Below are 23,809 nucleotides of genomic sequence, written 5' to 3'. Positions count from 1 at the left end.
CGCATGACCGTTTATCCGCTATATGAGGATATTGTGGCTAATCGAACTATTTTTAAAGGGAATCTCCCTTTCTATATCTCTATCCATAACGTCCGTAAGACGCCTCTTCATCATCACGATGTAGTGGAGCTGACCTTCGTACTGGAAGGGCGAGGAGTCGAGATCATTAACGGCACCAGGCATCAGCTCCAGGATGGCGCTTCTTCCTTCCTGCTTCCGCACCATATGCATCAAATCGAATGCGAGAGCGGCATGTCGGTAACCAAATATTGCTGTATGTTCGATATCAACATGCTGCTCGGCTCTTCGTACGAATCAGAGCTGTCCAGCCTGCTTTTTCAAATTGGCTCGAGTATACCTCCATTCGTCAATTTCTCTCCACCTCAGGCTGAACGTATGAGAAGTATATTGGAAATATTACATGAGGAGTACAACCATCTTGATTCCGTCGGTCGAAGCAGCCTCATTCGTGTCAAGCTGACAGAAGCGATGCTGTTATTCGTTCGCGCCTCTCAGCAGGTCGCTGCCCCAACCATTCCTGTGGAACCAACAGACAACAAGATTAATTTCTGGAAGGTGCTTCAGTATCTGCATGTTCATTATCGGGAGAAGCTCACGTTGGAATCGGTATCGCGGCAATTTCGTGTGAGCACCCCTTACATTAGCCGCTTGTTCAAAGAACACGTCGGCCAAAGCTTTCTAACCTATCTGCACGGTTTGCGAATCAAGAGTGCCGCCAGCTTGCTCGTCTCTACAGAGATGTCTATGGCGGACATTGCCGCTGAGGTCGGGTTCGAATCTTATCGTACCTTTCTGCGTGTATTCCGTGAAATTCGAGGGCAAACACCAAGCGAGTATAGACATGCTTTGGATCCTATTTGAGGGTGGACAAAAGACGGAATGGGTCCTATGATCATAGGTAAGATGATTAAGAAGGCGGTGGAATTTAACGTGAAAACGCTTTCCTCATTCTTCAGTAAATTGTCCTTTAAACGCAAGCTAACTCTCTTTTCCCTGCTTCTTAGTATTGCGCCTGTTCTTATCGTAGGACTATCTTCTTCTTATTTGACCGCACGCAGCATGCAGAACGAAGTGAATGCGAACCATACAGCCGCACTCAATCAAATCCAGTTCCAAATGAACAATCTGATTAAAAGCCTACATATTACCTCGATCCGTCTCGCTACTAACCTCTCGTTGGAGAAATCTATCCAATTGGGCCCCACTATCGATCATCTGAATGAAACCCTCGAGGTTTCCGAAGTGATTCGCAGGGAAAGCAGTCTGTCCACAATCAAATTTCATGTCACGCTTGCTTATCTCAAATACAATTACACCTATACCAATACTACCGATTCCAATAAACTGACGGACGTGCAGATCAAGGACATTGTAACTCAGGGAAAGCCTCTCTATAATTCTTCCTTCATGGTGATTCCTGACCCGAATCGAAATCGGGAAGACCTGCTGTTATTCCGTCCGGTTCCCTTATCGACTAACTATACCGACGGCCTGATTATTCTTCATGTGAGTGTGCATGAGCTGATTAAGTTTTTATCCTCTTTGTCGGAGGGCATGGCCAGTAAAATATTGATTGTCGACGAGAATGGGAAAATTGTGGTCAGCAAGGATACGAACGACATCGGTACCCGATTGAATCTGTACTCTCTCGGAGGGCAAGACGGGACGACACGAAAGCTCCCTAGTCATTATGAGCTTGATGGGATCGATTACACAGTATCGGCTCAAACCTCTCAGTTTGCGGACTGGACCTATATTATCGTGACGCCCACCAAGGTGTTGACATCGCGCTCTGATTCCATACGTGTCATTACATGGGCAACTGCAGCCATTATTCTAGTTGTATGGATCCTTGTCGCACTATTGGGTTCTTATAGGCTCTACAATCCGATTGCTCGAATCCTGCAAAAATCAATTTCTCCGCTGGAGGGTCCGCATTTAATTACAGACGGATTGAAGGCATTGGATACTTGGATCGAGAACATGGTTAGGGCCAACAGTCAGCTTAAAAAGGAGCTCCACGAGCAATCCCCTTATTTGCAGCAAAGTATTATTCAGCAGCTTCTGCTAGGAGAAATGTCGGAGTCGCAAATGGCCCAGCATGTAACACGTTTCCAGCTCCCGATGAAAGGGAACCACTTCTGCGTAGCGGTTGTTGCCGTTGACCAGTTCGTGAATTTCAGTCACAAGTACAAAGAGAAGGACCGAACCCTGATCCACTACTCCATGCGCAAAATAATTGAAGAAATTCTCGGAGAAGCATTTCCGTGCCTGACAACAGCCACTCAACCGGGACTCTTGGCCGTCATGATTAACGCAGAAGCTGCACTTGATGCAGCCTCCGCGAACCATCTGAATCATTTGATGGACGATATTCGCAAGTATATAAGTCAGTATTTCCAGTTCACGGTGAGTATCGCTGTAAGTCCGTTTCGAACAGGGTATACGAATATTCATGATTGTCACCAAGATGCATTGGCACTTCTGCGTCACCGCCTCTTACTGGGGCCGAATGTCACCATAAGCCATAGCCGCATCGATGAACAAGACATAGAGATGACCCATAATTTCAGTGAAATTCAGAAAACGATCGTGTACCAGGTCATGAATGGAAATCTCGAAGAAGCCGAGAGCGATTTGTCCTCGCTCATCTTAGAGCTTCCAAAGTATATTCACAGTGCGGAAGCCGTGATCGGTTCATTTGCCTATCTGCTTGGTGAACTGGAAAATATGCTGCATCGTTATGGAGGTAATCTGCAAGAAGCGTTAGGAGTAGATCCTTACAAGGAGCTGCATGCTCAGCCAACCATTCTTGAGGTTCAGAACTGGTTATCAGGCACCGTTTTTCCAGCTGTGCAGCTGCGAATCAACGATCTGTCGATAAGCCGGCAAACGAAACTGATCAACCAGGTTCTGCATTATTTGGAAGAGCATTATCAAACCGACTTGACTTTACAGCAGCTAGCGGAAGAGTTCCGTGTGTCCCCCTCCCATTTGAGGCGGCTATTCAAAGAAGAGACGAACAAATCATTCAGCGAGTATTTGATGGAACACCGCATGCAGAAAGCCAAGGAATGGTTATGCCATTCTAACAAACCCATCAAGGAAATTGCGGATCAGCTTCGCTATACGAACGTGACCAACTTCACTCGAGCCTATAAGCAGTTCTTCGGCACCTCACCTGGGAAATTCCGTGAACAATCCTTGTCGGACTAGGGCTTTCGAGCAGTTATCAGTATCGCTCATTTCCTTATCATTATAGCAAACCGCTTCTTATCATTTGATAATTGCTTATCAAACCCTTGGCAACCTATATTGATTTTGAACACAATCCAGTTGGGGCCAGAAAGGGGTATGTTATGAAAAACGTATTTGAGAAGAAGCGAGTTGCCGGTATGATGGCAGTCTCCCTGCTAGCCGTTACGGTAATTTCAGCATGCAGCAGCAAGGACGAATCCAAGGAAACCAGCACAGATGGCCCGAAGAATGTCAGCATCCTGCTCTCACACACCCTGGCTAAGTACGCCATGCAGTACAAGGAGGACGATATCTACACCAAGGAATTATCCAAGCTGTCTGGATTTAATCTCAAGTATGAATTTGTAGGACATAATGCAGATTTTGTGCAGCAGATGACAGTCCGCTTCGCCTCCAAAGACTTACCCGATCTGGTAAGGACAGATAGTATTCTATCCACCATCCACCCGGGCGCTGTGGAACAAAACGTATTTACCCCACTCAACGAACTTCTAGATAAATACGGACCGAACATTAAGAAAAAAATAGCAAAAGAGCAATGGGACAGTCCGAAAATCTCAAAAGACGGTAAAATATACGGCATCCCTTCCCTTGCAGCAGTTCCAGCGTACAGAGTCATCTACATGAGGCAAGACTGGCTGGATAAATTAAATATGCAGCAGCCCAAAACATTGGACGATTACTTGAAATATTTTGAAGCAGTCAAAGTGCAGGACATGAACGGAAATGGCGATCCCAATGATGAATATGGTTTCTATGTAAGAGAAAATTTGGATTATGGAGATATCTTTTTCAAGGAATTCGGCGTTCATCCCAGAGAATGGATTCTCAGAGACGGCAAGCTTCAAGCTGGACTTATCCAGCCCGAGATCAAGGAAGGCTTGAAATTTTGGAAAAACTTATATGAAAAGGGTTACATTAACCCGAACCTCTTCACGAACAAAAGCAGCGATTGGCGCGCCGGCATCAAACAAGGCAAAGGCGGCTCCTGGATGCACGACGTTCCCAATTATGCAGCCGATTGGCAGCCAAGCTTATTCGTAAATGAGAAAAACGTCAAAATATCTATGCTTCCGGGACCTGAAGGACCTAAAGGCAAAGGGTTGTCTCCTGTCAGCGATCAAATCGGCTTCGTATGGGTCATTCCTTCTTCCAGTAAAAATGCTATTAATGTAATCAAGTTTCTGGATTGGGCTTGGTCGGATGAAAAAGCGGAGAAGTTTTTTGCCTACGGCATCGAAGGATACAATTACACGATGGAGAATGGCAAAGTGAAATACGATGCCAACAGCAAAGCGAATACCGAGAATGACGCGAATGAATTCTTCCGTGCAACCGGAAACCCTCGTAAAGACGGCCGACTGGATCCCCTTGTCCTTGCTGTCGACCCGAACGCAGAATTACTGACCAAAGGCCTGGATGCAGCTAATCAATCGATTTATAAAAATGACGGCTTGCATATGCCGGTGCTCGAAGCTCTGAAAACCCGCCCGGAGCTTGCCTTTGGCGGAGGAACCTTGTTCATGGATATGTTCGCCAAGGTTATCACAGGCAAGGCAGACTTGGATGCTTCCTTCGACGAGTTCGTCAAAGAATGGAAGAGACGCGGCGGCGATCAGGCCATCGAAGAAGCAACCGCCTGGTACAACAAATTCCATAACAAAAAGTAACAGCGACGGATCGTAAGCCTTGTAATGTAACAGTCTGAATAAACGGAGCCGTCCTTAATCGGACGGCTCCGTTTGACTTAGCACGATTTTGTGGGGAAAGGGGTAGATCCGCATGTTCCGAAATGCCTCCAAACGAGATGCGCTCGTGTTGTTCCTAATTGCGCTTCCAGGCATCATACACTTCATTGTGTTCAAGTATGTTCCGATCGGCGGCAACATTATTGCTTTTAAAAATTACAACATGTTTATGGGGATATGGGAAAGTCCATGGGCTGGTTTCCTCCACTTCAAGAACATGTTCCAGTTCGCAGAGTTTTTCCAGATCCTTCGCAATACGCTTATCCTTAGCCTCCTCTCGATTGTATTCGGCTTTCCCGCACCGCTCCTGCTAGCCTTGCTGCTGAATGAAATGCGCAGAATGTGGTTGAAACGTTCCGTACAGACGCTGCTGTATTTGCCTCACTTCTTATCCTGGGTCATCGTTGGCGGGATCTTTATTAATCTGTTGGCAATGGACGGGTTTGTGAACACCATCCTGAAAAATTTCGGCTTGAACCCTCAAGACTTTTTGACGAACCCTGACAATTTCCTAGGCATATTGGTGTCAATCGGTATCTGGAAGGAAGCGGGTTGGGGCATGATTATTTATTTGGCAGCGCTCGCAGGCATCAATCCGAATTTGTACGAGGCAGCTATGGTCGACGGAGCAGGACGCTGGCGGCAGATGTGGTCTATTACGCTCCCTTCGCTGTTACCCGCCATCGTAGTGCTGTTCCTCCTTCGCATCGGAAGTGTGTTGGATACGAATGTGGAGCAAGTGCTCATATTCATCAATCCGTTGGTCCGTAATGTGGGTGAGGTGATTGACACATATGTATACAGGGTCGGTCTGTTAGGAGCACAATTCAGCTATACGACCGCCATAGGTATTTTCAAATCGGTGATAGGCCTTGCCCTTATAATTGGTCTCAATCAGTTAAGCAAAAAAACGACAGGTGAAAGCATCTATTGATTGAATAAATCGAGAGTGCTGGTGGACTAAAATTATGGATTGGGAGGGGCCGGGTATGCCATCCTTCAAGTCAGATCGGCTGTTCAATTGGTCGAATAATATGCTGCTAATTGTCGTGAGTTTATCCATGGTTGCTCCACTCGTGCATCTTATAGCCGTTTCGTTAAGCGGGCCGAAGTATGTGGGAGCCAAGCTTGTGTATTTCTGGCCGAAAGACTGGAATGTACAAGTATACAAAACTATATTTGCTACGGATTCCCTTTGGCGTGCATTGGGTGTGAGTGTGTACATCACGGTATTCGGAACCGTCATCGCGCTTATTCTAACATCGACGATCGCTTACTCCCTCTCCCGATCCAGAATGCCCTTCCGCCGTCTGGTCCTAAAAGGGATAATTGTTACCTTCGTCTTCTCCGTACCTTTGATCCCAAGCTACCTTGTGGTCCGCTCTCTGCAGATGGATAATACGTTATGGGCGCTTATGGTTCCTGGTGCTCTTACAGCGTTTAACGTCATTATCATGAAAACCTTCTTCCAAGGTATATCGAGTGAGCTCTTCGATGCTGGTAAGATTGACGGCTGCGGGGAAGCCAGTATTTATTTGCGGATCGCGATCCCCCTGTCCATGCCTGTCATTGCTACAATTGCCTTATTCCACGCAGTTGGACAATGGAACTCTTACTTTAGCGCGCTGATCTATATTCATACGAAATCATTGCTCCCTATTCAGGTGCTGCTTCGTAATTTGGTTATCGAGGACAACCTGGGCACCTTCTCTCAGGTCGGCACCGTTGATCTGTCTCGGCCAGCTACCCCTGAAATGTTGAAAGCAGGCATCATTTTGTTCGGGACGATTCCGATTCTGCTCGTCTATCCGTTCCTGCAGAAGTATTTTGTCAAAGGAGCAATGCTTGGATCGCTGAAGGAGTAAAGAATCAAAGTACAAAGGCAAACACTTCGTTTCTCCACTCCATCTTCCTGCCCTCTCTTGTTCTACTTTTCTTATGAGAGTTGCGGGCTCGCGGAGTCCATTGTAACACCGTAACAAAAAAGCACCCTTCGAAGGGTGCTTTTTTGTTCAAATATGGACTTTCATGCGGTGATACATAATTTTATCGACTAATCTTGCTCGTTCTTTCTCACAATTACAGCTATCCAGCAATACTCCATTGTAATTCATCCAAAATGAATGCCACATTTGAATCATCTAGATGCCTCCTCTTTTCACATTGACCTATTCGCGAGGTTACGATTTTCGGTAGCTGGCTGGCATATTGGTTGCACCAATGAAGCCCCTCTAGCTTTGCGTCACCGCTTTTCAGCGATTTTGCCGTTATCGTATGGTGATGTGTTAGTCCTATAGGTAGAATTGTACCATTTTCTCAAAAATCCGCATCGGACTTTCGTATTATACTAGTACCCAGTTTAAATACCAGATGAAACAATAATAAGGCCGCGCAAGCACCCAACGAGTCAATCCCCACATCGATCAATGACGGAGTACGATTAGGCACAAACACTTGATGAATTTCATCCGCTGCTCCACATAGAGTAGCAAATAACCAAGAGATGAGCGCAGCTTGCGGCCTCTTCCAGAGAGCTAATTGCACGAGCACAGCAAGCACTCCAAATAATGTCACATGGGCCGCTTTGCGGACCACGATATTAATCTTCCGAATCGTTACTGGCGAGACGTTAATTTCTGATCTTATGATGGAGCTCGTGTTCTTGCTAGTGGCCGCTGGTGAGGCTGTAACGTTATAAATCAGAGAGCACCATACGAGCACCGCTATTCCAAATATCCAACCTTTTCGCATAAGCCCACCTCAATTTAAGTCTAACTTATGCAACTCGGACATGCAAAATTCTAGTCCCCCAGTCCTTACCATCCGCGTCTACGGTCCCAAATTAGCTTGTATATGCGAACAGTATTAGAACAGCCAAGTGCTGTCCCCCATTTAGGCTTGAGCGTGTACGGTGACTTCCCGGGTAGGATGAACGTCCTTCAATTTATTATGCCGTAAGTTTCAATACGGCCAGTAGAAGAAAGAGGAGGTTGTCTCACAACGATGAAGAAAGGCTCCGTACTCATCATGTTATTAATTTGTTCCTTCGGTCTTACGGCTACATCCAACTCTGCGCATGCCCTAACATTAGAAAAGGGTTCAAAAAGCGAGCATGTGTTGGATCTGCAGCAGCGTCTAAGCACCCTTGGATTATTCAAAGTAGGAATAACAGGCTACTACGGCTCTGTAACCTACAACGCAGTTAAGAAGTTTCAGAAAAATTCCGGCTTACCGGTGAACGGCAAAGCGGACAGTAATACGATAGCATTATTGCAACAAGCGGCTGCCCCAGATCCAAAAAATGATGAACTGGAGCAAATGGCGCGAATCATTCACTCGGAAGCCAGAGGGGAATCGTTCCAGGGACAGGTTGCGGTTGGCGCGGTTGTGCTGAACAGGGTTCAATCTGGAAAGTTTCCCGATTCAATATCGGAAGTTATTTTCCAACCAGGACAGTTCTCAGCAGTCAAAGACGGACAATATTATTTGACGCCCAATCAGTCTGCATACGAAGCGGCAAAAGCCGCATTGAATGGATCTGATCCCACGAACGGCGCACTCTACTATTATAATCCCAAGATAGCCACATCGTCTTGGAGCAAGAAACGTCCCATGATGATTACAATTGATCGTCATGTATTTACCCACTAATTTCCTTTAGGCAGTCCACATACATCTTCACGCTCAAGTCCAAAATCACCCCACAAAGTACATGAGGCTTTCGAAGCTTATACCACGACGAAGCCCCTTTGCGGGAACCCCAGGACAAAAAGCTCTTGCCTAGCGCAAGAGCTTTTCTTCATCCTAGTGGTCTATTGCCAATATCCCATCAGCTTCGCTTCCTTCAATGCGCTGTTAATCTCATTTGTGAGCTGCATTCCGCCGTTGTCCATGTATTCTTCCACCATTTTATTCCAATCTGACATTGGAATATCGCCTACAATCATTCTCGTTTGCGTTGCTAACAGCTTGTTCTCCAATTCAGTTCCTTTGGTCGCCTGGGTCGGGGAGAATACACCGTTAAAGGGATTGTAGTAGTGTTTGGTTTCGTCATGCATTTTCTCTAACGCGCCGGTCAGCTCCCGTAAATTCGGATTTTTATACGATTTCGAATATCCATTGGCTTTATCATTCGGAGCCCACATTTGTCTGTCGGCAAAATAATCGAAGGGGGCCATCCCTTTTTCTTGAAGCTGATATTCGATTACACCGTTGTTAACAGAGTACCCTAAGCCGCTTTTCCCGCGGTACCAGTCAAAGTCCTTATTCCCTGCATTTCGTTGTTCAAATGGATAAAACTGACGGCCAAATTCGCTCATCTCCAATACCCGCTTCAGCTTTTCCGGTTCGTTCGCAAGCTTCGCATTCAGGGCTACAATACCCTGATAGGCTGTTCCTGATGTAAAGCCTTTTGAGCCGTCCGGCGCCTGAAATGGAGGAATCGGAACAATTTGGGCATTCGGGCTTATATCAAGCAGTGTCTGCATATACGCTTCGCTCATGCCGCTCGCTGCGCCAATAAAGATGCCCGCTTTCCCCGAATAAAACTCCTTGTTCGTTTGCGTCCAGTTATAAAAGGCAAAATCCTTCGTAATTGCCCCTTCCTTGTAAAGGTCAGCAAGCCAACCGACTAGTTGCTCACGTCCTTTTCCTACAAGCCCATTTATATATTGACCTTGACTGTTTTTATGATAAAACGCCGTATCCCAATAGGCCCCCATTGCAAAAGAAGGATTAATGCTCTGACCAATCGCAATGCCGTAGGTGTCATTCTTCCCGTTTCCGTCCGGATCGTTCTTCGTAAAGGCAAGCGCAGCTTTTTTCAACTCTTCGTAATTGGTCGGAACCGGCAGTCCCAGTTTGTCGAGCCAATCCTTGCGAATGACAGGGGTAAGCGAGTAGTTCATCGGGTAATAACGCGGCATGGCGTACGTTTTGCCGTTCACTTTAAGCGCATTCCATACATTGTCGGGCACGGCCTTTAAAGTAGGATATTTGTTAATGAACTCGTCAATAGGTAGAAAAGCGCCTTGTTTGGCCCACTTGTAGAAGTTCGAGTCCGCATTCTGCAAGGCAATAATATCTGGAAGATCGCCTGATGCGATCGTAGCGCTTAACTTCTGTAAATAATCGGAATGCACGACCAGATTCGGCTTATAATCGATATTAAATTTCTCATTAATCATCTTTAAGCCAACTCCGTCCGCAGGCGGAACATTGCCGAAGATGAATGCGATCGAGGAGACGGTCATTTTATTCTGTTTACCCGGCTCCGGCTGAGTTTTTGAATCTGCCGGTGGAGTTGATTTGGAACTTAACGAGCAGGCAATAAGGCTCGAGCATAATAGTGTGCTTATGACTACCTTACCCCATTTCGAATATATCACTGCATATACCCCTCTCCATGTTTGAAAAACTGCTAAAGCTACCTCCTAAACTCAGATCACTTAGCACCACTTAATCATATCATGAAGCTTTGATCGAATCGAGACGCGGCAATAACATAGAAGAAGACCAGGCTAAATGTATTAGCCCGATCCGCTTCTATCCATGCAAGTGTTTATTTCCAGACCAGATCTTTATAGCCGCGCTCTTTGATGCCGTCGTTCACTTCCTTGATAATCTGTGTTCCTCCACGTTTCAGGTACTCCTGTACCAAGGCATCCCAGTCAGAGATTGGGCGTTGGCCGGCGATCATCTTCGTTTGTTCGTTGAGCATAAAGGTATTCAATTCTGCGCCCTTCGTAGTTTCCGTCTCCGAAATAATGCCATAGTTCGGCGGGTAGTAATGCTTCATTTGCTTATTAAGCGCCATTAAGTCTTTAGTTGCTTGAATCAGCTTCGGCTCTGTGTAGGCTGCCTCGAATTCCGGATCCGTGCCTGTTGGCACCCAATTCGTCGGGTCCTGGAAGTACACAGAAGGATCCAGACCATCCTGCGGCTTCAACATGACGCGCTTGCCGCCCTCCACCTTATACCCAACACCTTCTCCGCCATAGAAAAAGTCATGATCTTTATTCTTCGCGTTTTGTTGAGCAGCTGGATAGAACTTTCTTGTGAAATCATGCATTTCCAGAACTTTAGCCAGCTTATCCGTATCTTTGGACAGCTTGGCACTGAGTGCATTGAAGCGGGCATAACCTGTACCTGAGAGGAAGCCTTGGTGACCGTCTGGCTGCTTGAACGGGGCTAGAACTGCGAATTGCGCACCCGGATTTAAGGCTAGCAAGCTTTCCATGTAAGCTTGCGACATCCCGCGCGGAGCGACTAAGAACACGCCGGCTTTACCGGAGTAGAATTCTTTGTTCGTATCCGCCCAGTTCAACACTGCGAAGTCAGGGGTGATCGCCTTTTCCTTATTCAAATCAGCAAAAAATTGAACGAGCTCCTTGCGCCCTTGGGACATAATGCCTGGGATAAAGTTTCCATCCTTATCCTTGTGATACCAAGTTCCGGCTTGCCAATAAGGTCCCATAGCAAAGTCCGGGTTAATGTTCTGACCCATTGCAAGACCATACGTATCCTGCTTGCCATTCTTGTCTGGATCTTTAGTCGTGAAAGCAATAGATACCTGCTTCAATTCCTCGTAGCTTGTCGGCACCTTGAGTCCAAGGCTATCGAGCCAGTCCTTCCGGATAATAAAGGAATTTCCTTCCATTGGCGCCCACGAAGGGATACCGTATATTTTACCGTTTACTTTGAATTGGTCCCACACTTCTTTTGGAACGGCTTTGAAGGATTCGTATTTATTAATGATGGCATCGTCAATCGGCAGGAATGCGCCTTGCTTCGCCCATTTCTGGAATAAAGTCAAATCGTTCGGACGGAAACCGATCATGTCCGGTATGTCGCCGCCAGCGACTACGGCAGTAAGCTTCTCTACAAAATTTTCCTGTGGGACCTTATCTACCTTGTAATCTACGTTAAATTTTTCGTTTAGAGCTTTTTGGCCAACCCCGTTTACTGGAGCCGGATTACCGAATACGTATGTGATACCGGTGATCACGTGCTTTTTATCAACCTTGGCAGTTGGACTTGCTGCTGGTGTTGGACTGCTTCCGCTTGCTGTATCCTTCGGATCTTTGCTGTTTCCTGAGCTGCATGCAGCTAACACCATGGATGTAGCCATAGTTAAAACGACCAGTTTTTTCCCTTTCATAGTGACACCCTCCAAAAAGTTAAATTTACATCGTTTGTTTCCCTGAATTGCATGGATTGCTCCTTACAGTAGTTCAGACTGCTATCCTTTAACCGAACCGAGCATCACCCCCTTGGCAAAATGTTTTTGCAGGAATGGATACACGATAAGAATCGGAAGTGTAGCAAGCAGGATCGCTGCCATCTGAATGGTGATAGGCGGAGGCGGATTTTCCATCATTAACATGACTTCCTGGCCTAGTGCTGCTGTAGGTTCGTTGACAATTACGATCTGCCTGAGAATAACCTGAATGGGCCATTTCGAAGGATCGTTCAAATAGAGAATACCTGCAAAATAAGTGTTCCAATGGCCTACGGCATAAAACAAACTGAAAGCAGCCAGTGAAGGCTTGGAGAGGGGCAAAATAATGGACCAAAATGTTCTCAATTCATTTGCACCATCGATTAAGGCAGCTTCGTTCAGCTCGTTCGGGATGCTTAGAAAAAATTGTCTGATGACAATCAGGTTGAAGGAACTGATGGCCGTGGGAATGATCAATGCCCATAGGGAGTTAATAAGTCCCGTTTCTTTTACGATCAGGTAAGTCGGAATCATCCCTGCAGAGAACAAGATCGTGAATACCACCATCAGCATGATGACACGCTGACCCAACACGTTACGAGTGAGTCCATAAGCTATGGTAGCGGTAAAAAACAGATTAACTATCGTTCCTACGATCGTTACATATGCCGTTACACCGAGCGAGCGAGTGAAGCTTTTGGAGGCAAGAATCGTTTGATAGGCATCGTTCACCCACTCACGCGGCCACATAATCAGGTCCCTCTCAAGCACATCCCTAAGCGAAGAAAAGGAAACTGCGAATATGTGCAGGAATGGAAACAACATCGTAGCGGCCACGATAAACAAGATAACTACGTTAATACCATCGATGAATCGGTCGGAAAGAGTTCGTTTTATCATGTATGAAGTCACACCTTTTCCTAATATAAGCCATCTTCACCGAATTTTTTGGCGATTCGGTTCGCGAGCATAACCAGCACTAGTCCTACTAATCCTTTAAACATGCCTACAGCCGTAGCAAAGCTTACATCGCCCTGCTGAATGCCTTTGTAGTACACGTAAGTATCCAACACGTTCCCTGTTTCCATCGTGAATGGATTCAGCATGAGAAAGATTTGTTCGAAACCTGTATCCATGACATTGCCAAGACGAAGAATAAACAAGATGATAATGACACTTCGAATGGCAGGCAGCGTCACATGCCACAGGAGACGCCAGCGATTAGCTCCATCGATTACAGCCGCTTCATAAAGCGAAGGATTGACCCCGGCGAGTGCCGCCAGGAAAATGATTGTGCTCCAGCCTGATTCCTTCCAAATCACCTGCAAAATAATGACAGGCTTGAAAAGGGCCGGGTCCGTTAGAAAAGGGATGGCGCTAACTCCTAAGTAATCGACAAGGAACTTGTTGATTAAGCCCTCGCCCCGTAAAAAGACGATAAATATACCAGCGACGACGACCCATGATAAAAAGTGAGGCAAATAAACCATGGACTGTATGATGCGCTTATACGCCTCATTTCTCACTTCGTTAAGCATCAAAGCCAATATGATCGAAATCGGAAAGGCCATAAATATTTGAAGGAAAGAAATTTGCAGCGTATTCCATATGACTTTGATAACCTCAGCGTCTTCAAAAATCCTTATAAAATATTTGAAGCCCACCCATTCATTCGTCCAAATACTCTCGTTAAAAGGATTGAAGTCTTGAAAAGCTATGATTAAACCCGCCATTGGAACATAGCGGTAGATGATGTAATAAAGCACGCCCGGCAGCATCAAAAGATAGATGAACCGCTCTCGCAACATCCTCCGTTTTAATCGATCCCATCGTCCGGGAACCAATTTGATTCCTTGTGTCTGAACATGCGATTCTTTCATTGCAGACAGTTGCCCCCTATTAATTATTGATTTTGCAGGTGACGATCCAGGAACTGGTACGCCATCTCACGGACATCACTTGGGAAATCGTGAGCGCCGTTCGTTAACACATATCGGAAGGACGTTTCCACTCCAAGAAATTGATACAACCGGAACAAATCTTCCATTCCTTCGGAGTACGACTTCCAATTAGGAAAGATGTTGTCCTGTTGGCCGCTATAAAAAAAAGCAGGAATCGGAGCGGCCAAAGCTGCGATTTCATGATATTCGAAAGGGACTTCTCCCTTATCCAGATCCTCGGACAGTCGCGGAATATGCGAAAACCAGTCCCGTTTCCCCCATCTCTCAGGTGTCGGGTCCCCCGTGAAGGTACAAAACCCGCAGCAGGATACATAGGCACCGATCCGGGAGTCAAGACCTGCTAAGAAAAAGCTGTTATAGCCTCCAAGCGAATGTCCGATGGCCCCGATTCGCGAAGGATCGACTTGAGTAAGCGAACATAGAAGATCAACGCCATACAGATGATCAACAAGCATTTTACCTACTGCCGTCCAACCGGGATTACGCTCATAAAAGTCAGCCGTGTGAAATGCTTTCGTCGTAATCCGTTCTCCGGCTGTGATCGTATCAGGTGCCAGTACAACGTAACCTCGTTGGACGAGCTCCAGGCCGTATCGGCGATTATCACGCCCTTCCGCTGTCGCAACATCTTCCTTGCCATTTGAAGAAGTCGGATGCAGCGCCATGATAGCTGGAAGTCGACGATTAGGCTGAGCGTTCCGCACCTCTTCGTTCGGAAGCAGCAGCAATGCGGTCACTCCATCGTCATTAGCCGTAAGGTAGCGAATGTGAAGACGAGTGTGATCCTCGAAGGTCGTTGTCGACATCACTTCGTATGAAGGCGACGACCGTTCGGTTGGCTCTCTAATATAATCCAACCATGTGCGCCGAATAGATTCGTGTCTCTGATTCCATTGTTCGGCTGAAGTCACGTCTTTCAGCAACGGTGGAATTCCATTCTCATTCAAGTCTTGCAGCAAGTAGGCCATATATCCTCCTCCATTTCCCAAGAATGCGTTTGCAAAATGTTCACTCCAATAGTTCAATAAGTTCAATAGTTCCTTTCTGATTCTTTAAACGACTTACCCCGTCGCCCCCCTGTAGGTTCCCGTAACCTTGGCTTGCTATTTAATCTACGGCCTACCGCTTACAGGGGCAATGCTCACTTGTTGAGCACCCTGCTACAAAAGATACAAATCGGTAAATAAAGAAAAAAACCCTCCAGACCGTAGTCTGGAGGGGTCCCGAAGGAGATAAAATGAATGGATTCGCTGCAAAGGCTGTTTGTGCCTATACAACGGATTAAATCCGGTTCTGCTTTCGATATTGACCGGGAGGAACCCCGACCATTTGTTTGAAAATACGAGATAAATTTTGGACAGTAGCGTAAGACAGTTTCTCAGAAATCTCCTTCAGCTCCATATCGGTATGAACAAGCCATTCCTTCGCTTTCTCGATGCGCAGGCGAATCACATAGTCGCTGAAATTGATGCCCGTCACTTCTTTAAACGCCTTGCTCAATTGATAATGCGGCACGTTCAAGTGATCGGCTGTCTGCTGCAAGGATAGATCGGTCTGATAGTGCTCCTTCGTATACAGCAAAGCCTGCTGGACCATCCTCTTCTGTTTGTCCATTCCCTGCATATACCCGATGATGGAGGGAAAGACGGATTCAGTCAGCCACTCGGTAATTTGCCCTAGCGTATCCATTCCATACAATTGCTTGTAGGGATCGTCATCTAATAAATGGCTCGTTTCCCCGCCGGAGTCTACGATTAAGAATTCCAGCTCTCCGATTAAGTAAGCGAATAAACCTAGTACAGTCTCTGAACTATGAATATACTGCGGCAACGACTTGACCAGTTCCTTCAATACGGCTTCCGCTTCTTCCTGCTGGCCGTTGACCAGACTGGATACAATCTGCTTCTGCCAACGGACAAGCGTCATTCTGGACTGCTGCACGGAAGGCTTAATATCATCCTGTGTAATCAGTCGGTCATCTCCCAACAGCAGCCGGTACCCGAGCAGCTCCGAGGATTCTCGGAATGCGATCGGAATACCTGTCAATCCTTGCCGTTTCAAGCTCAAGGATACGGTTACGGTAAATGTGAAATATTGCCGCACTCTTGCCAATATTTCCACAGCAGCATCGTGCAGTTCAGGTTCGAGGGCGGGATTGCCGGATTCCGTCACAATTGCGATTTGACCGAGCGTACTTGTAACTGTGACTATAGATAGCCTTTCTTCAACAATTTCTTCCACCATCTTGCGAAGAGCATACATGAGCAAAGATCGGTCTTTCTCGTCATATTGCTTCTGAAACACGTAAAATCCGTCCATATCCACTAACAACACGCAAACGTATGGATTTTGCAGTGTAATGTGATGCGCCGCCGACTTTTGCATAATCTCACTGTTGGACAGTTCTCCTCTCATAAGCTGAAGAGAGAACGAGTCCTTGATATAGGGCAGCTGCTCGCCTAACTTGGAGCGAAGCTGTTCGTTGGTAACGACTATTTTTTGAATAAAGGAATCGATCGCTTCCAGTCCGTCTACTTCTTTGCCGTCCGATATTTTTCCCAACAGCCTTCGAACCGGGTTATACAACTGATTCGAGCCAATCATTGCAACGAACAACCATAATAAAATAATGATGCTGACGATCGCCCATGTAACGTTGCGGATGAAGTAGGCTTGCTGCTCTAATTGAGCGATAGGGACCAACGCAATGTAAGTCCAATCATTATAGTCCGATTTCTGCACGGATAAGCTGTAATTGACTTTGTCCATCTGCAGTGATTTCAGTCGGTTATCGGATTCGTTCCAAATCTGGTAGAGCTCCGATGTTGTCGCCAATTTCTCTCCAATTTCCGCTGATTCCTGACCCGCAATAATAACGCCTTGTTCATTCAAAATAAATAGCTTCCGGTCATTCCCCAACTGAACCTGATTCAATAAAGATGTAAATCGGGAAGAATCCAAGTGAAGGACAATAATTCCGTTAACCACATCGTCGAACAAGATCGGAACAGGACGAAGCAATAGAAATTCATGCTGATTCGGAAATGTATCTGGAGGAATAAACACCGTAGAGTTATAACGGATTTGTATGAGTTTAATTACATCTTTATAGGGAAATTCAGCTACGTCAATAAACCCATAGCGTGTGGAGTATACTTTATCATAATGGCTGAATAAAAGAGAGGCGTCGTAGTGAAAATCGGAAAGGCTTCTTTGAATTTGAAGCGCATTGATCATGTCCATCGTCTCGTTGAGGTTCTGAACCGACGGGCCAATCTCAACTGATTTGACAACGGATAGATGGGTTGCAATCTGAACGGAAGCTTTATCTAACGAATTCAGAATTTGATCGACCTGCTCCTGCACCTGCTTCAGAATAATTTGATGATTATTGTTGACTTCATTTTGAACCGTGCGGGATGAAATCCATGAGGAGATAGAGCCCAAAATAAGAACAGGGACAATACTGATGAGGAGTGAGTAATAAAACAGTTTTTTTCTGAAGGTCGTCTGCCGAAAAAATCGTTTCACCATCATCAGGTCCTCCTACATTCTTATCACACGGAATCATCAGGCTATACGCTTCATTGTAGATAGTTGAATATGCACTTGCAAGCGTAAATGTTTATTGTTGACCGGCATCTGCACCGATGCTCCCTTCAATGGTCCGGAGAAATTCTATCTTCACTCGTACCGCGACCATTGGACTGTATTCTCCAGAATGAGGGACACTACAACACCCATCAACAATCCATTTCCGACAATGGGGCGAACTAGATCAGGCAGTGTAGCAAACGCATCCGGCGGCACGTTCAGAATGCAGATACCCAGCATGGCGGGTAACGCCATCCGGTACACGGTTTTCGGATTGAATGAGAAGCCGTGCAAATTCCGGAACGCCGTTCCGAACAATTGCATATAAACAATGAAGAGAACCGCTCCTCCCACGCTAACCGGCATCGAGGCAAAAAACGTCCCTAAGGCTGGGACGAAGCCAAGCACTACAAACATCCCCCCTCCGAGCACAAGAGCCCATCTGTCCAGCATTTTGGTGCTCTCCAGAAAACCGATCGACGATGTATAAGGGCCGTATGGGACCAAACCAAGCAGTCCTGACAATACTGAATGGAAGGCGGTCAAATGATAAGACCGTTTATACTGCGAATCCGAGATGACCTTGCCGTACAGTTTGTCCGCCGCGTTCAAGGCTACAGTAGTATTGGTCATGTTGATCAAGCCGGCTAGCAAGGCCGCGATGATAATCCCGATCTCCAAATTCGGTGCCCCCCATGGGAATAGCTTCAACTCAAAACCTGTCCCCTGAATGGAGGCACCGCCGGAAGGTTCAGGAAACAGGATCATGTAAGCTGCCCAACCGGCCACCATACCAATCAAAATCGAGAAGTTGCCAAGCTTGCCCTTTCCTTTAATGCCGATCCAGCCGACAAGCAGAGCGATCGCTATCGACAGTACAGTGACCGGCATGTCAATTCGGCCCCCCTCGGAAAGGCCGGTCATACTTCGGAAGAAGACGATTATCAATTGAGAGGAAAGAAGGAATAAGTACACGAACATGACAATCGGTGTAAACACTTTTTTCAAGAAAGTGCCGAAACCAAGCGCTCCTAGCAGCGAAGTAACCGCCCCGGCTGCTATAATCCCAACCGATAGCGCACCACCCAGCTCACCGAGACTCATCCCCATTGAAGGAGCTGCCGCAACAAGGCTTAATATGAGTCCCCACCAAAGGCCTGCAGGCCCTTCCATCAAAGCGTAACGATGCCCGAAGCATGCTTGCAGCATACTTGCAATACCAGTTACGACGAACGTGACCTTCACAATGGATGCGACGAGCTCAGGAGAAAAACCGAACGCAGCGCTTATGGAAAGCGGCACGACGACCGTATTGGCAAACAGAAAAAACAACCATTGTATACCTGCGAGCCAAAACGAGGCTGAGGTCCATTTGTTCACAATATTCCCACCCTGCTAAGTATTTGGATTCGAATCTTAATAGATGTCGAACATGGCTTGTACGAGTGCAGGATCACTCGTTTGTGTCAAGGCGAGCATCAGTAAAACTCGGGCTTTATGCGGGTTCAAATTATCAGCTGTAACGAAACGGCTCTGCAGATCGGCAGACTTGGCCGTTACAAGACCGCTTCCAGTACGGGATGCGCTTACTACCACTACACCGCTATCGGCTGCTTCCGCCAGTGCCTCGCGGGACTCTGGAAACATGCCGCCGTTGCCCATTCCCGCGTGCACGATGCCTTTCGCACCAGCCGCAACAGCAGCTTTAACCAAATCCCGTATGCTGTGGCTAGAATGTCCGTACAAAATATTGACCCGCGGCAGGCATTGATGCCCTATAGTGTTAAAGTCCGCAGACGTCGTATGCCTCCGAGTGCTATTGTAATAAAAACGCGGAAGGCCGTCCACCATGTACCCGAGCAGTCCGAAATCACGCGAACCGAAAGCGTCAGCTGCAGTCGCATGTTGTTTGGACATGTCTCGGGCAGAGCCTATCGAGTCGTTCAGAGTAATCATGACGCCCCTTCCGGTTGCCTCAGCGCTTGCTGCAAGGGCGACTGCATTGTACAAATTCAGCGGGCCGTCTGCACTTAATGCCGTAGCGGGCCGCATGGCCCCAGTCACTACGACGGGCTTCCCGCTGTTTATTGTAAGGTTGAGGAAATACGCTGTTTCTTCCAACGTATCGGTTCCGTGCGTAATGACGATTCCATCGCACGCCTTGCTGCTCAATTCCTCGTTCACTTGTTCGGATAGGGCGAGCCAAATATCGTCCGTAATAGCAAAACTGGGAATATTGACGATCTGGGACCAACTAATATCCGCCAGCTTGGTGATTTGCGGTACCGCTTCCAACAACTGTTCAATGCCGATCACCCCAGCCTCGTATTGCGTTAATTGGCCGGTGTCGGCTCCTTTCCCAGCTATCGTGCCGCCGAGAGCGAGTACTTTAACGCGAGGAAGGCGGCCGAGGCCGCCTTGTTCATTCCTGTACATACAAATCCACAACCTTTCCTTCCTTCGTACGGATCAAGCCGAAGTCGGTGATCTTGAAGGCTGGACTTACGGGCAAGGACAACGTGCTAAGCGACATGATGGGGTTGTAGTGACGGTAGCCGAGCCGTTTCATTGCTTCCCGCAGCTGGCCGGTCGCTTCCGCAAGCTCATCGAGTGGAGCCTCAGACAGGATGCCGCCGACCGGAAGCGGGAGAAAGGATAGTACTTCTCCGTTCTCTACCACGCAATAGCCGCCTTGGCGTTCGATGACCAAATTCGCAGCCAGCACCATATCTGCTTTGTTTTGCCCGATTACAAGCAAATTGTGGTTGTCATGCGCATATGTGGTTGCAATGGCGCCCCGCTTGATTGCGTCTCCGCCAACAAGGCCGTAGGCCCGATTTCCATTCTTCCCATACCTTTCCATGATTGCAATTAAGGCATACGGGCTTTGCTCCCACATCAATTCGCGCTCATTTACTGGCAAGACGTCAACTTGCTCTCGCGTAAATGTCGACCCGTCCCCTACCATGATAACGCGGCATTTCAGCTCTCCGTTTTCACGAGGTGCGGAAACCTTGAAATCGGCCGCATCCGCTTTCTTCAGCTTGACGCTCTGGTAGAAATCAGCCGGAAACTGCATTTCAACCGATTTTTCCTCGTAAGGCTCACGCGCGTCATATACCTTCTCGCCATTCTTATACACTTCCCCAACGATAAACCCTTCGACGTCGTCTAGTAATATGAAATCCGCGACCCGTTTCGGCGCAATCCGCCCTCGATCGTGCAGGTTCATCCGTTTGGCTGGGGTCATTGTAGCCGCGTATACAGCCGCTTCCGGTTTCATACCCATACGAATCGCCTTACGCACCAGATGATTCAAGTGACCATGCGCCACGAACGTATCGGGCATGACATCGTCGGTTACGAAACAAAAATGCTCGCTTCGGTCATTCGCAATAAGATGTTCGATCAGCTCCGGCGACATCGATTTCTCCTGAATCTCGATAAACATGCCTGCTCGGATGCGCTCCTCGAATTCCTCTACCGTCTGCTGAGTATGGTCGGAATCAATGCCTGCGAATACGAATTGGCTCAGCTCAAGGTCAACCAGCTTGGGACAGTGCCCTTCGATCGGAAGATGGGGGTAATGCGTACGAAAATGTCGCAATATCCGATTCGTTCTCCCTTCTGGATTAGCTACCATATCAGCATAGTCCATCACTTCGCCCAGACAAATCACATTGTTGAACCGCATCAGTTCGTCGATTTCCGCTACATCTACTGACCCACCTGTCGTTTCCAGACCGGTTGCAGGCACCGAGCTCGGGATTCCCCAGAACATATCGACCGTACAGTCTCGGCCGGCCTCAATCATTTCACGAATGCCACGGATGCCGAACACATTGGCCATCTCGTGGGGATCCGCTACGATGGTCGTGACCCCGCAGCGGATGATCCCATGCGAGAACGTACGCGGAGTTACCATTGTGCTTTCGATATGCAGATGAATATCGATCAGGCCCGGTATCATAGTTCGACCCTCGCCATCGATCACCTTTGCAGCTTGAAACGTTTCCGTTCCCTTATCCCCAATATAAGAAAACTTGCCGTCCATGATGGCGACATTGCCTGTGCGGAATGTTTTCAGCGCACTGTTATAAACCCTTACGTTAACGATCAGCTTGTCCGCATTCATGAATGATTTCACCTTCTTGTGTGGTTATAGCACGGGTACCAGCTTATCCTTGGGAAAGCTGAGCTTGATAGACTCTCCGTGCTCGTATGGCTGCTCACTTCTGTGATTGACAATGAACTCGCCAAGCGGCGTCTCTACTACGTACTGATATTGACGGCCCAGGTAGGTAGTCACTTTCACTCTCCCCACTGTTATGTTCTCTGCACTATTCCCTGCGTCATGCTGGGCGACAACAATATCGTCCGGCCGGATCGCACACTTACCTGTTTTCTTTTCATTCCCCTCTCCATTTACAACGAAGGAAGATTCAGCCGCCTTCATATCAATAATGTTCTCGAATCCAACGAAACGCGCCACAAACTCCGTTCGCGGTTTCTTATAGATGACGGGAGGCGTATCCAACTGCTCGATGACACCTTTATTCATAATTGCGACTTTATCCGAAATCGAGAAGCACTCTTCCTGGTCGTGGGACACGTATACGGTTGTGACTTTGAGTTCCTTCTGAATGCGGCGAATTTCCATGCGCATCTGTACCTTCAGATTGGCGTCGAGACTGCTGAGGGGTTCGTCGAACAACAGCAGGTCGGGCTGAATGACGAGACTTCGGGCGATCGCTACACGCTGGCGTTGACCGCCTGACAATTGTGCCGGATATCGATCCTCGAAGCCTTTCAAATTGACGACTTCCAGAATATCATGCACTTTCTTCTTTGCTTCCTTAGCATCTGTTTTTCTCAGCTTGAGCCCGAAAGCGACATTATCGAATACGTTAAGATGCGGAAAGAGTGCGTGGCCTTGAAATACAAAGCCGAAATTCCGCTTGTGAACGGGGATTTTTGTATAATCGTTCCCGTTGAACAGGAATTGTCCATCCTTTGCCTCGTTGAAGCCGGCGATGAGACGTAGAGTCGTCGTTTTTCCACAGCCGCTAGGGCCAAGCAGCGACAGAAATTCACCCTTTTCTACAGACAAGTTGAAGTTTTTCAAGATATGGTTTTTCTGGTCGTATGCGACCGATATATTCTTCAATTCAATGAGCGGCATGTCCATACCTCCAGTTAATAAGGATTCGTCCCTTTGTTTTACTTCGTGAAAAATCTCAATCCGAGCGTCCGTTCGATCGCCCCAATGAGCAGGCCAGTCATAATCATAAGCAGCACCGAAATCGCAGCAATAGTGGGATCAAAATAATATTCCACGTAGTTGAGCATGCTGATCGGCAGCGTACTGACGCCAGGGCCGGTCATGAACACCGAGACATCCACGTTGTTGAACGATTCCAGAAAAGCGAGCAGAATACCTGCGATAATCCCAGAGCGGATATTCGGAAGCACGACGACAAAAAACGTCTTCAAACGGCTCGCTCCCAAGCTCATAGCCGCTTCCTCGGCAGAATAATCGAAATTCATCAGACTGGATGAAATGACCCGAATTACATATGGAATCATAATGACCACATGCCCAATCAATACTCCAGGGAAAATCGGAATCTTGTACGTGATCACAAGATATTTCAACAGTCCGTAACCGAATACGATCCCAGGTATGATGATCGGGGAAATGAAGAAGGAACTGAAAAATTGCTTCCCCTTAAACTTGAATCGACTAAGCGCATAGGCCGCCGGAATGCCGAGCAGAAACGAGATAAATATACCAATCAAGGCAACAACAATACTGACCTTGAATGAGTTCCAAAACATCTCTACCTGAAAAATGTTCTCGTACCACTTGAGCGAGAAACCACTAGGAGGAAAAGCCAGGAAATTGTCTGGCCCAAACGATGCTCCGATAATGATGACCAATGGACCGAGCAGAAACAAATAAATAAAAAACGTGAATATACCGAGAAGTGTTTGTTTTTCCTTCATTT

19 protein-coding genes and 1 riboswitch are annotated in these 23,809 nt (G+C 47.1%); of the genes, 6 read left to right on the top strand and 13 right to left on the bottom strand.

What is annotated here, in order from left to right; all coding sequences use genetic code 11:
- The first annotated feature begins 3 nt into the window (after window positions 1–3).
- The 5 genes from AC58QD_RS20530 to AC58QD_RS20510 all read left to right on the top strand — a co-directional run bounded on the left by AC58QD_RS20530 (window position 4) and on the right by AC58QD_RS20510 (window position 6,892).
- The gene (locus tag AC58QD_RS20530; RefSeq protein WP_497336706.1) at window positions 4–882 is read left to right on the top strand and encodes an AraC family transcriptional regulator; all 879 of its coding nucleotides are present in this window, start codon (window positions 4–6) and stop codon (window positions 880–882) included.
- Between the two features lie 18 nt (window positions 883–900).
- A complete protein-coding gene (locus AC58QD_RS20525) occupies window positions 901–3,237 on the top strand; it encodes an AraC family transcriptional regulator (RefSeq protein WP_497336704.1) in 2,337 nt (778 codons plus the stop codon).
- Window positions 3,238–3,380: 143 nt separating this feature from the next.
- Window positions 3,381–4,949: a type 2 periplasmic-binding domain-containing protein gene (locus tag AC58QD_RS20520; RefSeq protein ID WP_497336702.1), complete on the top strand. Its 1,569-nt coding sequence runs from the start codon at window positions 3,381–3,383 to the stop codon at window positions 4,947–4,949.
- A 112-nt stretch (window positions 4,950–5,061) separates the two neighbouring features.
- The gene (locus AC58QD_RS20515; protein ID WP_497336700.1) at window positions 5,062–5,961 is read left to right on the top strand and encodes an ABC transporter permease; all 900 of its coding nucleotides are present in this window, start codon (window positions 5,062–5,064) and stop codon (window positions 5,959–5,961) included.
- A gap of 55 nt (window positions 5,962–6,016) precedes the next feature.
- A complete protein-coding gene (locus tag AC58QD_RS20510) occupies window positions 6,017–6,892 on the top strand; it encodes a carbohydrate ABC transporter permease (RefSeq protein ID WP_497336698.1) in 876 nt (291 codons plus the stop codon).
- Between the two features lie 147 nt (window positions 6,893–7,039).
- On the opposite strand, the gene AC58QD_RS20505 is transcribed toward AC58QD_RS20510, so the two are convergent.
- Both AC58QD_RS20505 and AC58QD_RS20500 read right to left on the bottom strand, forming a co-directional pair.
- A complete protein-coding gene (locus tag AC58QD_RS20505; protein WP_497336696.1) occupies window positions 7,040–7,168 on the bottom strand; it encodes a hypothetical protein in 129 nt (42 codons plus the stop codon).
- A 47-nt stretch (window positions 7,169–7,215) separates the two neighbouring features.
- Window positions 7,216–7,303, bottom strand: a riboswitch (cyclic di-GMP riboswitch).
- Between the two features lie 40 nt (window positions 7,304–7,343).
- Window positions 7,344–7,778, bottom strand: coding sequence for a VanZ family protein (locus AC58QD_RS20500; protein ID WP_497336694.1), 435 nt, complete (start codon window positions 7,776–7,778; stop codon window positions 7,344–7,346).
- Window positions 7,779–8,030: 252 nt separating this feature from the next.
- Between AC58QD_RS20500 and AC58QD_RS20495 the strand changes: the two genes are divergently transcribed.
- Window positions 8,031–8,678: a cell wall hydrolase gene (locus AC58QD_RS20495; RefSeq protein ID WP_497336692.1), complete on the top strand. Its 648-nt coding sequence runs from the start codon at window positions 8,031–8,033 to the stop codon at window positions 8,676–8,678.
- A gap of 161 nt (window positions 8,679–8,839) precedes the next feature.
- Here AC58QD_RS20495 and AC58QD_RS20490 read toward each other — a convergent pair whose 3' ends face one another.
- The 11 genes from AC58QD_RS20490 to AC58QD_RS20440 all read right to left on the bottom strand — a co-directional run bounded on the left by AC58QD_RS20490 (window position 8,840) and on the right by AC58QD_RS20440 (window position 23,807).
- Entirely contained in the window at window positions 8,840–10,414 is a 1,575-nt protein-coding gene (locus tag AC58QD_RS20490) for an extracellular solute-binding protein (protein WP_497336690.1), read from the bottom strand.
- A gap of 173 nt (window positions 10,415–10,587) precedes the next feature.
- Window positions 10,588–12,186, bottom strand: a complete 1,599-nt coding sequence (locus tag AC58QD_RS20485) for an extracellular solute-binding protein (RefSeq protein ID WP_497336688.1) — start codon at window positions 12,184–12,186, stop codon at window positions 10,588–10,590.
- A gap of 81 nt (window positions 12,187–12,267) precedes the next feature.
- Complete coding sequence (locus tag AC58QD_RS20480) at window positions 12,268–13,146, bottom strand: carbohydrate ABC transporter permease (protein WP_497336686.1); 879 nt, start codon at window positions 13,144–13,146, stop codon at window positions 12,268–12,270.
- 20 nt (window positions 13,147–13,166) lie between these two features.
- Window positions 13,167–14,126 (bottom strand): ABC transporter permease, encoded by a 960-nt coding sequence (locus tag AC58QD_RS20475; protein WP_497336684.1) that lies wholly within the window; start codon window positions 14,124–14,126, stop codon window positions 13,167–13,169.
- Window positions 14,127–14,149: 23 nt separating this feature from the next.
- Window positions 14,150–15,175 (bottom strand): alpha/beta hydrolase family protein, encoded by a 1,026-nt coding sequence (locus tag AC58QD_RS20470; RefSeq protein WP_497336682.1) that lies wholly within the window; start codon window positions 15,173–15,175, stop codon window positions 14,150–14,152.
- A gap of 313 nt (window positions 15,176–15,488) precedes the next feature.
- Window positions 15,489–17,744, bottom strand: coding sequence for a helix-turn-helix domain-containing protein (locus AC58QD_RS20465; RefSeq protein ID WP_497336680.1), 2,256 nt, complete (start codon window positions 17,742–17,744; stop codon window positions 15,489–15,491).
- A gap of 147 nt (window positions 17,745–17,891) precedes the next feature.
- Window positions 17,892–19,181, bottom strand: coding sequence for a uracil/xanthine transporter (locus AC58QD_RS20460; protein ID WP_497336678.1), 1,290 nt, complete (start codon window positions 19,179–19,181; stop codon window positions 17,892–17,894).
- Between the two features lie 36 nt (window positions 19,182–19,217).
- On the bottom strand, window positions 19,218–20,237 hold the full coding sequence (locus AC58QD_RS20455) for an asparaginase (protein WP_497336676.1): 1,020 nt from the start codon (window positions 20,235–20,237) through the stop codon (window positions 19,218–19,220).
- Entirely contained in the window at window positions 20,224–21,936 is a 1,713-nt protein-coding gene (locus AC58QD_RS20450) for an adenine deaminase (RefSeq protein ID WP_497336674.1), read from the bottom strand. The genes AC58QD_RS20455 and AC58QD_RS20450 overlap by 14 nt, the downstream gene beginning before the upstream one ends.
- Window positions 21,937–21,960: 24 nt before the next feature.
- Window positions 21,961–22,983 (bottom strand): ABC transporter ATP-binding protein, encoded by a 1,023-nt coding sequence (locus AC58QD_RS20445; RefSeq protein WP_497336672.1) that lies wholly within the window; start codon window positions 22,981–22,983, stop codon window positions 21,961–21,963.
- A 38-nt stretch (window positions 22,984–23,021) separates the two neighbouring features.
- The gene (locus AC58QD_RS20440) at window positions 23,022–23,807 is read right to left on the bottom strand and encodes an ABC transporter permease (protein WP_497336670.1); all 786 of its coding nucleotides are present in this window, start codon (window positions 23,805–23,807) and stop codon (window positions 23,022–23,024) included.
- Between the last annotated feature and the right edge of the window lie 2 nt (window positions 23,808–23,809).

The sequence above is a fragment of the Paenibacillus sp. J2R1T-4 genome (assembly GCF_059692235.1).
The sequence above is the reverse complement of the archived record's forward strand: the minus strand, read 5'-3'. Positions and strand labels throughout refer to the sequence as shown.

Excerpts from the sequence above, each read along its gene's own strand:
- AC58QD_RS20530 (WP_497336706.1), top strand. The coding sequence starts at position 4 with ATGACCGTTTATCCGCTATATGAGGATATTGTGGCTAATCGAACTATT.
- AC58QD_RS20525 (WP_497336704.1), top strand. The coding sequence starts at position 901 with ATGGGTCCTATGATCATAGGTAAGATGATTAAGAAGGCGGTGGAATTT.
- AC58QD_RS20520 (WP_497336702.1), top strand. The coding sequence starts at position 3,381 with ATGAAAAACGTATTTGAGAAGAAGCGAGTTGCCGGTATGATGGCAGTC.
- AC58QD_RS20515 (WP_497336700.1), top strand. The coding sequence starts at position 5,062 with ATGTTCCGAAATGCCTCCAAACGAGATGCGCTCGTGTTGTTCCTAATT.
- AC58QD_RS20510 (WP_497336698.1), top strand. The coding sequence starts at position 6,017 with ATGCCATCCTTCAAGTCAGATCGGCTGTTCAATTGGTCGAATAATATG.
- AC58QD_RS20505 (WP_497336696.1), bottom strand. The coding sequence starts at position 7,168 with ATGATTCAAATGTGGCATTCATTTTGGATGAATTACAATGGAGTATTG.
- AC58QD_RS20500 (WP_497336694.1), bottom strand. The coding sequence starts at position 7,778 with ATGCGAAAAGGTTGGATATTTGGAATAGCGGTGCTCGTATGGTGCTCT.
- AC58QD_RS20495 (WP_497336692.1), top strand. The coding sequence starts at position 8,031 with ATGAAGAAAGGCTCCGTACTCATCATGTTATTAATTTGTTCCTTCGGT.
- AC58QD_RS20485 (WP_497336688.1), bottom strand. The coding sequence starts at position 12,186 with ATGAAAGGGAAAAAACTGGTCGTTTTAACTATGGCTACATCCATGGTG.
- AC58QD_RS20480 (WP_497336686.1), bottom strand. The coding sequence starts at position 13,146 with ATGATAAAACGAACTCTTTCCGACCGATTCATCGATGGTATTAACGTA.
- AC58QD_RS20475 (WP_497336684.1), bottom strand. The coding sequence starts at position 14,126 with ATGAAAGAATCGCATGTTCAGACACAAGGAATCAAATTGGTTCCCGGA.
- AC58QD_RS20470 (WP_497336682.1), bottom strand. The coding sequence starts at position 15,175 with ATGGCCTACTTGCTGCAAGACTTGAATGAGAATGGAATTCCACCGTTG.
- AC58QD_RS20465 (WP_497336680.1), bottom strand. The coding sequence starts at position 17,744 with ATGATGGTGAAACGATTTTTTCGGCAGACGACCTTCAGAAAAAAACTG.
- AC58QD_RS20455 (WP_497336676.1), bottom strand. The coding sequence starts at position 20,237 with ATGTACAGGAATGAACAAGGCGGCCTCGGCCGCCTTCCTCGCGTTAAA.
- AC58QD_RS20450 (WP_497336674.1), bottom strand. The coding sequence starts at position 21,936 with ATGAATGCGGACAAGCTGATCGTTAACGTAAGGGTTTATAACAGTGCG.
- AC58QD_RS20445 (WP_497336672.1), bottom strand. The coding sequence starts at position 22,983 with ATGCCGCTCATTGAATTGAAGAATATATCGGTCGCATACGACCAGAAA.
- AC58QD_RS20440 (WP_497336670.1), bottom strand. The coding sequence starts at position 23,807 with ATGAAGGAAAAACAAACACTTCTCGGTATATTCACGTTTTTTATTTAT.